A 10,699-nucleotide genomic window follows, 5' to 3' on the forward strand; every position below is an offset into this window, starting at 1 on the left:
ATGAGCGCCCTTTCCCCTGAGGAACTTCTGGCCCGCGTGGCTGCAGGAGACCGGCAGGCGCTGGCCGCGCTCTACCGGGTATTGGAGCAGCCGCTTTACCGCTTTGTGCAAGGAAAATTGAACGATCCCATGCAGAGCGCCGACATAGTCCATGATGTGTTTCTGGAAGTGTGGCGCAGTGCAGGCCGGTTTGAGGGACGTTCTTCCGTCCGAACCTGGATCTTCGGCATTGCCTATCGCAAGGTGATCGATGTGTTCAGGGCGAATGCAAGACTGCATGTGACCGATGAGGTCCCCGAGACCGAGGATGACAGCCCCGGTGCGCTGGAATGTCTGGCCGTGGCCGAGACCCGCGATCAGGTGCGGCATTGCCTGTCGACGCTGAAGATGGAGCACCGCACCGCCATCGAACTCGCCTTCTACGAGGATATGGGCTATCGCGAGATCTCCGAGGTGACCGGCGTGCCCGAGGGCACGGTGAAAACCCGGGTCTTCCATGCGAAGAAATTGCTGCAACATTGTCTGGGCCGCTTTGGCCTGCAAGGGGGCGCGGCATGAGCACGCTTGATCTTGATCGCGCAGGCGCCGAAGAGCTTCTGGCCTTTCAAGCTAATGGCACGCTTTCCAGGGATGAGGATGCGGCGCTGGCCCAATGGCTGTCACAGGATAACGCTCTGCGGGACAGCGCGGCGTTCAGCGCCAAGCTGCGGTCCGAAATGCAGGCGCTGCCGATGCCGCAATCGCCCGGCGAGTTTGGGCTGGCCCGGCTGATGCGCGCGGTCGCCGCCGAGGATGCGCCGCTGCAGGTGAGGTCGCGTCGCGGGCTCTGGACCGGGGCGATTGCAGCATCCGCTGCCGCGCTGGTCTCGGCCTTTGTGACCGCGATGGCGCTGCGCGGCCCGGCAGAGGAGCCGCTTTATGTTCAGGCTTCGGGTGATGGTGACCTGCCGGTCCTGACCGTGAGTTTCCGCCCCGAGGCACGGCTTGCCGATGTGGCCGCGCTGTTGCAGGAGCATGATCTGATCATCGTCGATGGTCCGGGTGCGCTTGGCCTTTACCGCCTGGCACCACCGCCGGGCAGCGACAGCTTGGCCCTTGCAGAAACCCTGCGGGCAGCCGATCATCTGGTCCTGTCGGTGGATGATACGGAATGAGGTCGCCTTGCCCGGGATGAGACGCACCCTTTTGCGCGCAGGGCTGGTGCTTGCGCTGGCCCTCGGCTGTGCCCTGCCGGTAGCTGCGCGCGAATGCTTCCGTCCGGGCCAGATCATCGATGTCTCCATGCAGCGCCTTGCCATGCAGGGGCTGGTGGATCGCAACGATTTGAACCTTTCCATTGACTTTGACGGGATCAGTATCCCGGTGAAGCCGCTTTCTGTCTCCAGCAGCCGGTTGCGGGTGCGGTTGCCGATGCGCGGCCTGCCGGGCGATGCGCTGTTCTGGCTGCGCCATGTGCCTTCGGGCGGCGGGCGCGATATCATTCTGGCCAATGGCCGCAGCTGTGCGGGCAGCCCGGCCAATCCTTCGGGGCCGGAGGCGCTGTCGCGCCGCAGCCGCCGCCCGCTGGAACGTGCCACCGCCAATGATGTGGCAGCGCCAAGTGGCGCGCCGGAATATCTGTTGGCGGGACGCGCCGCCGCCATGGGGCAGGCCGAGGCGCTTTTGGTGGAATCCGGGGCAGAAGTGCTGCGCCGCAAGGATCTTGGCGGGCTTGGCATCCGCATGATGGCGGTCGATCTGCGCGGCACCATGACGCTGAACCAGCTGCGCGGGGCCCTGGCCCGGCGCGGGGTCGCGGCCAAGGCCGACAAGCATACCGTCTATCGCGCCGCCGCAGGCGGCGCTGTCTCCTACGCGCCGGGGCTGATCGGGCTGGATCCGGCACGCACCTGCAAGCTGGGCCGTCAGGTGCGGATCGGATTGATCGACGGGCCGGTCGATGCGGCGGTGCCCGCACTGGCGGGGGTGCCGCTGCGCGCAACGTCTGTTCTGGGCACGGGCGACCATCAGGGATCGCCCGATCATGCGACCGGCATCGCGGCGCTGATCGCCTCACCCGGTAGCGGGGCGGTGCCTGCGGGCGTGGCCCCCGGCGCACAGATCTTCTCGGTCGTGGCCTTTGCCCGCACCGGCGGGCGCGAGGTGGCGCGGCTGGAAAACATCGCCGAGGCGCTGGATTGGCTGATCGAAAGCCGGGTCGAGCTGATCAACATGTCGCTGTCTGGCCCGCAGAATGACACGCTGGCCGAGATCATCCGGCTGGCCGATGCGCGTGGCATCGTCATGCTGGCAGCCGCCGGTAATGGCGGGCGCGAGGGCGTGGCCTATCCGGCCTCGGATCCGCGGGTGATCGGCATCACGGCGGTGGACGCGGCGCGCCGGCTGTATCGCAAGGCCAATTTCGGCGACGGGGTGGATTTCGCAGCCCCCGGCGTCGACATGATCGTGCCAAGCGCGCGCGGCACCGCGCATCGCTCCGGAACCTCCTATGCCTCGGGGATTGCCACGGCCGTCGTGGCGCAGATGATGTCACGCGGTGTCAGCGGGCGTGAGGCGGTCATTGCAGGCCTGCGCGGCGCGGCCGAGGATCTGGGGGCACCGGGCCGGGATCCGCAATTCGGCTGGGGTCTGATCCGGGTGCCGAACGGGTGCTGAACACGGCCGGAGGCGGTTCTGGCTCTGGCGTTGTTTTTTGAGTATTTGGGCAAGCAGCAATGCACGAGGGTTTGGCCGGTTGGGCACGACGCAAGCCCTTGAAGCGGCTGGCAAGCCATTGTTCGTGCGGGGGGTGTGCGGGAACCGGGTGAGGCGGAAGCGGCCTGTCCGGCTTGAATAGGGTGCCGGTCTGATGCTGGCCGGTTTGCAAGGGGCGCGGTTTGAAGGGGCGCGGTTTGAGGATGCGGGGGGCCATGGCCCCCCTTTTGCGTCAGAACAGTTTGCCGCCCAGCGGCACTTCGTGACCGGGGCCGATCAATACCACCTCGCCCGCCGCATCGGGTAGGCCGAGCACCAGCACCTCGGATTTGACCGGGCCGATCTGGCGCGGCGGGAAGTTCACCACCGCCAGCACCTGCCGCCCGATCAACGTATCGGGTGCATAATGCGCGGTGATCTGGGCGGAAGAACGTTTCTCGCCGATTTCAGGTCCGAAATCGACCCAGAGCTTGAAGGCGGGTTTGCGCGCCTCGGGGAAGGGTTCGACCTTGGTGATGCGGCCGACGCGGATATCCACCTTGGCGAAGTCATCATAGGTGATGGTCATTTGCCCAGCTCCCGCCCGCGCGCGGCGGCGGCTTGCACCGCGCGGCGCATCAGCTCCGGGAAGCCGGTTTCCGGCTCCATCAGCACGGCCAGCCCCGCGGCGGTGGTGCCGCCGGGCGAGGTGACATTGATGCGCAGCTGTTCGGCCGTCTCCGGCGATTGGAAGGCGAGCTCGCCCGCGCCGCAGATGGTGGCGCGCGCCAGTTGCATGGCCATATCCGCCGGCAGCCCTTCGGCCTCGCCCGCTTTGGCCAACGCCTCGATCAGATGGAAGACATAGGCGGGACCAGAGCCAGAGACGGCGGTGACCGCATCGATCTGATCCTCGGATGCCAGCCGCACGACCTGTCCCACCGCCGACAGCAGCGCCTCGGCCAGATCGAGATCGGCGGCACTGGCGCGGGCATTGCCGATGATCGCGGTGATGCCACGGCCGACGGCGGCCGGGGTATTTGGCATGGCGCGGATAATCGGGGTCGCCGCCCCAAAGCTGTCTTCAAAACTAGCGATCGTGGTGCCGGCGGCAATCGACAGGAACAGCGTTTGCTTGCCGCCCAAAGCCGTGACCTGCGGCAGCGCCGCGCCCATCATCTGCGGCTTCACCGCCAGCAGCACGATGGCGGGCGCTGCGGGCAGATCGGTGTTGAGATGGACGCCGCTGCCCTGCAACCAGTCGCTTGGACGCGGTTCCAGCACCCAGACGGCGCTTGGCGGCACGCCCTCTTTCAGCCAGCCTTCCAGTAGGGCGGACCCCATCTTGCCGCAGCCGAGCAGCACAAGCCCCTGTTTCTTCACCCGATCCAGCATCGACGCCTCCTGATTTGGGCGCAGATTAGGCAGGTGGGCGAGGGGGGGCAATGGCTGTTCTGCGCCAAAGCGGCTGGTCGTCAGGCGCGGCCCCAGGCCTCGGCCATGGCGACACCCATCGCATCAATGGGGGTGCGGTCGCCCCAGCAGACCAGTTGGAAGGCCGGGTAGAAGCGTTCGCAATTGCTGACCGCCTCGGAAATCATGTGATTGAGCTGCTCTGGTCCTGCAATCGCGCCACCTGCCAGCGGCAGGCCATAGCGCCAGACCATCAGCTTTTGCTCGGTCCAGAAGGTGAAGGCACCCGACCAGACCTGGTCGTTGCAGCGGTTCAGCACGTCATAGAGGTCGACCAGGCGATGCTCCGGCGGCTCCATCTCGAAGGTGCAGATCAGGCGCAGCGTCTCGTCCTGCGGCGACCAGGCCAGCGTCAGCGCATAGCTGCGCCACAGGCCTTCGACCGCCATGGCGATCTGGTTGTCGGTGACGCGGTTGAATTCCCATTGTTGGTCAGCCGCCAGCGTTTCCACCAGATCGATGGGGTGGAGATCGTCTTCGATGAAGAAATCTTCAGCAAGCGACATAGCGTGGCCTCATCATACGGCAGCCTTGCGAGAATTATCCACAAGAAGCTGGGGGACGGGCAAGCTACAGCGGAGGCCCGGATGACCCATTACTAGATATGGTGCCGAATGGGGAAGCCTGTAAAGCGATTTCTGGGCAAATCTTCTGTTGATAACTGGCCTTTGCAGGCCGGTTGTAGCGCGACGGCGAAAACTGCAGAGTTTTACACCGAAAACTGCAGCAGAGCAGTTTTGCCCCGGAGTGCGTCTTGTAGCCGGGGAAAGGGGGCCGTGAAGGCGCCCTGAATCATTCGTTTAGTGCGTCTCGCTGGCGTAGGAGATAGACACTTAGCGCACTGGCTGTCGTCACTACCAACTCGGCTTCTTCGAATCGTGGTGCCCCTCCTTCAAGGATGTGACGCCCCTGCTCCGATGAGAAGCCCCAGAGCTTAGTAACAGCCTGGTCGAGTGGCGGGGGCAGGTTAAGGCGCTTGACTGCTTGCCCAAGCGTCTCATTCGTCCCGCTAACCTCGCGCATAACGCATTCCAGCGCTGCCATTGCATGCTGAATCGCGCCCGTCACGTCTGCAATGGGGCGGCGAGAAATGTCCTTTAGTGCCTCATGGATCTCGGTCGCGGCTGTTGGCGCACCGTGCTGCTGCATCACTTGAGTCGCATGACCGGTTGCTAACGCGAATGCCTCGGACCCGCGCGCCACCAAGCACCCCTGCTTCATCTCCCAGCCGACCCCGTGCTCACGGAAGAGCTGGTTCAGTTGCATTTCGAATCTGGCTTGGCTCGTGTATTTGCGCGTGCCGATTTCGCCATAGAGGTGCTCGGCAAAGTCGTACACTCGATACCAAGGTGCCTCATCGATTAGTATCGCTACCTCGCGCTCAACATTGCTGTCCGACCAGTTACTCGGATCTGGTCGCCGCAGCAGAACCTGACAAAGAATGTCACGCATCCGGTTTGGGCCCAGATCAGCGCCGTACCCTGCCATCATAATGCCGTCGCGGATCGGCGGCGGCGCGTCTTCCCGAACCGTGATTTCGGATTCGGGTGCACGGTAGCCGAAGCGATCAGAGAATGAGGATTCTGGAGTGTTCATTCGTCAGACATATCAGATTTGGCGACAAGATCACGGCCCGTATCTAACGGCCAGATCATCAGTCAACATTATATTGTTGTGTCTCATCTATGTCGGAACAGCGCATCAGCTTTGTCGTGAAGATTTTCCCTACGCCGTACGCCCTACACCATGACGCCTCGTCAGGGTGAGAGGCGTATGCGGGCAAGGTGCCCGCATACGCCGCTTAGCGGTTCATGGCGCTCTAGCTGGCCTTTAGACTGGCTCGCTAGGAAGGGGCCTATTTTTGAACAGCTGGTTTCGTGAGCAGGTGGACGGTTTCGCCCTTGTCGTTCTGGTATGAGCCCCGAGACTCAAAGCCCAGCTTAGGCAGCGCATGTTTGTAGAAACCGTCACGTTTTGTGGTGGCGAAAACGCCATCTTGGCCAGCGGGCAGTGACATTAGCTTCGCCATCAACCCTGACGACAATCGACCTCCACGGCAGGCCTCAGATATGGAAACATAGCCCAGTTCAGCCGGATACGTTTCGGGTGGAAGATCTATGCCCGTCTTGAATTGTAGTGTTTTCCGATATCCGGGCTCTGGGTCTTTCAGCGCTGCTACGCCGACGATCTCTGCTCCGTGACGTGCGATAGCGAATAAATGCGCATTCTTAACACGCTCTTGGATTTCTTTGGTGGTGCCCTTCACAGCACCACCCGCGAGTATGAGGGTTGCTACCGCAGCAACTTCATCTTCAAGGAGCTCTTTGCCACCCGTCACTGAGACGTCGTAAGGGATATCAGCTGCATACACTGTCTTTGAGTAGCTCATAGTTGGAGAAACGTTCATATCGTATCACCTTCTGAGTTAGCTTGCTGTAGCGGGCAATGATGTATTTTTTGCCTGGCGACGACCGATCTTCTTCGATCTGGTCTCAAAGCATGACAGGCCATACTTATTCGAGATTGGTCCGTGTCTGCTATCCGATGTAGTATCACATATCTTGAGGTGAGCGGTAGATGCTTCGCTTACTCAAATGAAGCCTCCACCTCCCGCACCACATCCAGCAGCGCAATCGCGGCCCATGCGTCATCGCCAAGGATCGCCACCAGCGCGGCCGGGCTTGCACGGCAGGTTTCCGGGGCTTCGGGATCCCCGATACGGATCACGGCCTGCGCGCGGGCGGCGGCGTCCATATCGGCGCCCCATGGCGGTTCGGTCAGGGGCGATGCGGCGATTGTCGGGAAATTCCAGCTCACCTGTGCCGAGGCCACGGCATAGCGGTTGCCGGCTGCATCCCGCCAGACCGGCGCGCCGTAGGTCTGGGCGTCGTCGGGGCCGAGGCCGAGGCAGGAGGCCAGCTGGTTGGCATCTGCAATCAGCGCCTCGGGGCAGGCAATCGTTGCGCGCAGGCTCATGGCAGGGTCACTCCGCATTTGGTGGCCATCCAGCGTTCCGCCATGGCCAGTTCGGTGGGGTTGAGGATGCGGTTGATCACCAGCAGCCCGTAAATCCGCCCGGCAAAGGGCTGTGATGTGCCATTGCGCATCCCGATGAACAGCGGCCAGTTGCCAAAGTTGATCGCGCCCGAGGACGTGACCGAACTGGTCCAAGCATTGCCATTACCCTTGGCGCGCGACATCGGCTCCGAGAGATCGGCCTGACAGGACAAGATGCGGGGCACCTCTGATCCGAGGGTGCCAAACAGCTGGTCGACGCTGGTGCCGCTACCCTTGGCGCGCCACAGGCCTACGGTATTGCCATTGGCCTGCGGCCAGATCAGCGCCATCGCCCCGGCATTGCTGCCGGAACTGGCCGAAGTTTCCAGCAGGATGGCATTGGCGGCACCCGCTGCAAGGCTGGCCGCTACAATTACCGTCACCTCGTCCGTGCCCCAGTTGATCGCCGGGGTCGAAAGACAGTCATCAATCCCATCCATGCCGAGATACCAAAGGTCAGGCTGGCCTATCTCGGTCACGTCATGCGGCCCGCGATTGTGCTGGAGGGCGGTCATGATCGTGCCCGGCTCAAATTGGAGAGCCTTTACCCGGTAGGTGACATCCACGACATCGCCGACCTGGACGATGATCTGCACCCGGCAGCGGACATAGGCAGCCGAGGCGTTGTTCACCGTCCGTGTCAGGGAGATCGGCGTATCGACGGAGGCCGCGACGTTTGGCGATGCGCTATCCACCAGATAGGTTTTGGCCGCGTCCATCTCCATGATCTGCAGGCGAATGCCGCGCCCGGCAGGCAGCGTGCCGGAAATCAGGCGGACCAACGCCGAGGCCGTGAAGACATCCCCAACCTTGGCCAGCGTGTCCGATCTGGTCGTGTCATAGCTGAGCAGCGTGAAAACGCCGGTCGCGGTGCCGGTGACGCGGATATCAGCATAGGGCACGCCGCCCTCATAGCCGGAGCCGACCTTGGCATAAGTCAGCCCGTTATAGGTCGGCGCGGTATTGAGCCAATAGGCCGGATCCCCGACTGCCTGCGCTCCATTGGCCATATTGCGCCGCCCGCTTTTGGGGTGCCGTCCAAGGGTCGGCCGCGCGGCTGAGAGGGTCTGCGAGGCGTCCACACTGCCCGCCACGCGCTTGATGCGCCCGACCGGCTGGCCGGGGCCGGTGACCGGATTGCCGCCTGCGGCGACCTGATCCATGAGATCGAGGCGGGATGCGTCAATCAGCAGGCCACGGTCGGCCGACAGGACCGCAAGCTCGGCAGGCCAGAGCCATAGCGGCTCCGCATCGCGGTAGATGGCCGAGACGGGCGTTGCGCCCAAGTGGATGCCAATCGCCATCCTCAGGCCTCCGTCACGACATAGATAGCGCCCGGCACCTTGGTCACCAGGGCATTGTAGGCGGCCCGCGTCATGGTCATGACCGGCGCGCCGCTGTTGAGCCAGGTGGTAGCCTGATCGACACCGACCGGCGCGATAGAGGGGCCGATGGTCAGCTCGCCAGAGGCGATCTGGACCAGATCGCTGCTGCTGTCGCGGGTCCAGATATTGTAATCGTATCTTGCCCCTTCGGTGAGGATCTGGATCGCGGCCGGGTGCAGGTCAAAACTGCCGGTGCCGGGGATCTCAATGATCGGCGCGGCGGCGGGATCGGCGGCGATGGTCAGGATCAGGGGTGAGGTATCCATGCCCGTCACTTTGATGCGGCGGCGCTCATCGCGGATCAGCGCGATCGGGGCGGTGATTGACGCCCCTGCGGTCGGGTCGAGTTCCGTTTCACGCATGGGGGCCTCAGCTGCTGGCCACGGCGCGGGCTTTGGCCCGTGCGGCGGCAATATCATCAGGGATCGGGGTGCCGGTCTCGGCCTGACGGGTCACATACCAGTCGGTCTCAGTGAGATAGGCGCGGGCTTGCGCGATGGCGGGGGCGCGGGCCTCTGCCTCGACCTCGGCCGGGCTGCGCGGGTCGACCCAAGCGCGGGCCGCGAAATCAAACTCTGCCCAATCGCCCGGTGACGGCGGCAGTTCGGTGATCTGGTCATCCAGGGTGTAATGGGTGTCGTCGCTGGCCTCGCCTTCCAGCACCGCCTCGCCGAGATTGGGTTGCAGGTCGATGTCGGTTTCCGAACAGGTGCCCGCGCGCAGGATCTGGCCGGTCTCGGGCTGATAGACGACGAACGGCACCCGGCGCGGGGGCGCGGGCGGATCGGGGGGCAGAACCTCGCCGCTGACTGCCTCGGCCGAGGCGCCAGGATCCGTCGGGGTATCGGTTGCGTGGTCGCGCATCACAGATCCTCCCAGCGGGTCCAGCGGTCGCCGGTCCACAGATAGCTGCCAGTCTGATCGCCGCGCGCGGGGCCACCACTTTCGGGTGTGACCAATGCGCGCGGCGGCTCGATCCTGACGGAGATCGAGGCGGGGCGATAATCGCGGCCGGGGGCTGTGGCTGGGCCAGCGATCCGGGCGGAACCGCAGGCGGCAAGCAGCACGGCGAGGGCGAGAAAGGGCAAAGTGCGGATCATGAGATCACCTTTTGAAGACGTTGACTTCGAGACGGCGATAGCGGAGGCGGAACTGGTTGCCGCCCCCCACGGTGACCTCGTCGGAGGTCGCGGTAACGCTGATGTCGTGGGGGCCACTGGCGGGGAGCATCACGCGGCGGGTGACGGAAATCGGGATCTGCACCTCGACACCGGCAGCGACATTGGCCTGGACATAAAACTCTGCGACCTGCGTGCTGCCGAGAAAGAAGGTGACGGTGCCTGACGCCAGACCGGCAGTGGTGCGGCGCAGGCCGACCTGAGCGCTAAACGTGAACCAGGCGGGGCAGCCGTTGACCGTGCTGTCATTTATGGTGAGCAACGCCAGGCTACCGCCCGAGGATCCGAGGAAGCTGACCCACCCTGCGGTATAGGTGTTCCAATCGGCGCTGACCGCCTGCGCACCGATCTTGGCGGTCGTCATAGACAAATCGACGATATGGGCGGTGTTGATGATCGCTGCGCCGACCTGCAGACCCTGGGTGATGACCAGCTCGGACGCCATGTGACGGGCTTTCAATCCGCCGTCGACGATCAGGTCGCCATCATTGCGGCGGCGCATCGAAGGATTTTCGATATAGCCCGTGCCAGAGGCACCCGCATCACCGCTGCGCCCGAAACCGACTTCGCAATAGGCGACGCCTGCCGGGACCGTCCAGGTCAGCGACTGCTGGGTGTAGACCGTATTGGTCAGGATGGCGATGCCCCCCACCGCCGCCCCGAGATAGGTGCCTGCGCGATCATACATCCAGACCACGATGCGGGTGCGGAACGAGGGCGTCGTGCCCGAGGCGCGGAAATCGGCGGCCAGGAAATATTCCTCGCCAGGCCGGACAGGCAAGCGGTTGCCAGCGCCCATGAAATACCGCGCAAGGCTTTCGCCTGTCGTGATCGGAGGGGCATTGTTGCAGAAGTCCGGCTGCGGCTAGACGCGCCCCTTTCCCCGTTGGGTTCAGGCCACGCGTTCGATCTCGGCAGTGCCGAGTGCATTGA

The 10,699-nt window shown here is 63.9% G+C and carries 14 protein-coding genes; 3 read left to right on the forward strand and 11 right to left on the reverse strand.

Annotation, left to right across the window (positions count from 1 at the left end; genetic code table 11):
• Genes GBJ34_RS07680 through GBJ34_RS07685 form a run of 3 tightly spaced genes read left to right on the forward strand, consistent with a single transcriptional unit; the run spans position 1 to position 2,655 of the window.
• Positions 1 to 558 (forward strand): RNA polymerase sigma factor, encoded by a 558-nt coding sequence (locus tag GBJ34_RS07680; RefSeq protein ID WP_151718673.1) that lies wholly within the window; start codon positions 1 to 3, stop codon positions 556 to 558.
• Positions 555 to 1,154 carry a hypothetical protein gene (locus GBJ34_RS20505; protein WP_192931136.1) on the forward strand — a complete coding sequence of 200 codons (600 nt, stop codon included), beginning with the start codon at positions 555 to 557 and terminating at the stop codon, positions 1,152 to 1,154. The genes GBJ34_RS07680 and GBJ34_RS20505 overlap by 4 nt, the downstream gene beginning before the upstream one ends.
• Positions 1,155 to 1,170: 16 nt before the next feature.
• Positions 1,171 to 2,655 (forward strand): S8 family serine peptidase, encoded by a 1,485-nt coding sequence (locus GBJ34_RS07685; RefSeq protein WP_192931137.1) that lies wholly within the window; start codon positions 1,171 to 1,173, stop codon positions 2,653 to 2,655.
• 271 nt (positions 2,656 to 2,926) lie between these two features.
• Here GBJ34_RS07685 and GBJ34_RS07690 read toward each other — a convergent pair whose 3' ends face one another.
• The 11 genes from GBJ34_RS07690 to GBJ34_RS07740 form a co-directional block, all read right to left on the reverse strand.
• The gene (locus tag GBJ34_RS07690; RefSeq protein ID WP_151718675.1) at positions 2,927 to 3,262 is read right to left on the reverse strand and encodes a tRNA-binding protein; all 336 of its coding nucleotides are present in this window, start codon (positions 3,260 to 3,262) and stop codon (positions 2,927 to 2,929) included.
• Positions 3,259 to 4,068 carry a pyrroline-5-carboxylate reductase gene (proC, locus tag GBJ34_RS07695; protein ID WP_151718676.1) on the reverse strand — a complete coding sequence of 270 codons (810 nt, stop codon included), beginning with the start codon at positions 4,066 to 4,068 and terminating at the stop codon, positions 3,259 to 3,261. The genes GBJ34_RS07690 and proC overlap by 4 nt, the downstream gene beginning before the upstream one ends.
• A gap of 80 nt (positions 4,069 to 4,148) precedes the next feature.
• Entirely contained in the window at positions 4,149 to 4,652 is a 504-nt protein-coding gene (locus tag GBJ34_RS07700) for a type III secretion system chaperone family protein (RefSeq protein ID WP_151718677.1), read from the reverse strand.
• 286 nt (positions 4,653 to 4,938) lie between these two features.
• On the reverse strand, positions 4,939 to 5,742 hold the full coding sequence (locus GBJ34_RS07705; RefSeq protein WP_151718678.1) for an AbiJ-NTD4 domain-containing protein: 804 nt from the start codon (positions 5,740 to 5,742) through the stop codon (positions 4,939 to 4,941).
• Positions 5,743 to 6,001: 259 nt separating this feature from the next.
• Positions 6,002 to 6,553 carry a hypothetical protein gene (locus GBJ34_RS07710; protein ID WP_151718679.1) on the reverse strand — a complete coding sequence of 184 codons (552 nt, stop codon included), beginning with the start codon at positions 6,551 to 6,553 and terminating at the stop codon, positions 6,002 to 6,004.
• 179 nt (positions 6,554 to 6,732) lie between these two features.
• Complete coding sequence (locus tag GBJ34_RS07715) at positions 6,733 to 7,122, reverse strand: hypothetical protein (RefSeq protein WP_151718680.1); 390 nt, start codon at positions 7,120 to 7,122, stop codon at positions 6,733 to 6,735.
• Entirely contained in the window at positions 7,119 to 8,507 is a 1,389-nt protein-coding gene (locus tag GBJ34_RS07720) for a LamG domain-containing protein (protein ID WP_151718681.1), read from the reverse strand. The genes GBJ34_RS07715 and GBJ34_RS07720 overlap by 4 nt, the downstream gene beginning before the upstream one ends.
• 2 nt (positions 8,508 to 8,509) lie before the next feature.
• Positions 8,510 to 8,950, reverse strand: coding sequence for a phage upper tail fiber protein (locus GBJ34_RS07725; protein WP_151718682.1), 441 nt, complete (start codon positions 8,948 to 8,950; stop codon positions 8,510 to 8,512).
• 7 nt (positions 8,951 to 8,957) lie between these two features.
• On the reverse strand, positions 8,958 to 9,452 hold the full coding sequence (locus GBJ34_RS07730; RefSeq protein ID WP_151718683.1) for a hypothetical protein: 495 nt from the start codon (positions 9,450 to 9,452) through the stop codon (positions 8,958 to 8,960).
• Positions 9,452 to 9,688: a hypothetical protein gene (locus GBJ34_RS07735; RefSeq protein WP_151718684.1), complete on the reverse strand. Its 237-nt coding sequence runs from the start codon at positions 9,686 to 9,688 to the stop codon at positions 9,452 to 9,454. Before GBJ34_RS07735 ends, GBJ34_RS07730 begins: the two co-directional genes overlap by 1 nt.
• A gap of 4 nt (positions 9,689 to 9,692) precedes the next feature.
• Positions 9,693 to 10,565: a hypothetical protein gene (locus tag GBJ34_RS07740; protein ID WP_151718685.1), complete on the reverse strand. Its 873-nt coding sequence runs from the start codon at positions 10,563 to 10,565 to the stop codon at positions 9,693 to 9,695.
• Between the last annotated feature and the right edge of the window lie 134 nt (positions 10,566 to 10,699).

Source organism: Gemmobacter serpentinus (genome assembly GCF_008973825.1).
GTDB lineage: Bacteria > Pseudomonadota > Alphaproteobacteria > Rhodobacterales > Rhodobacteraceae > Gemmobacter > Gemmobacter serpentinus.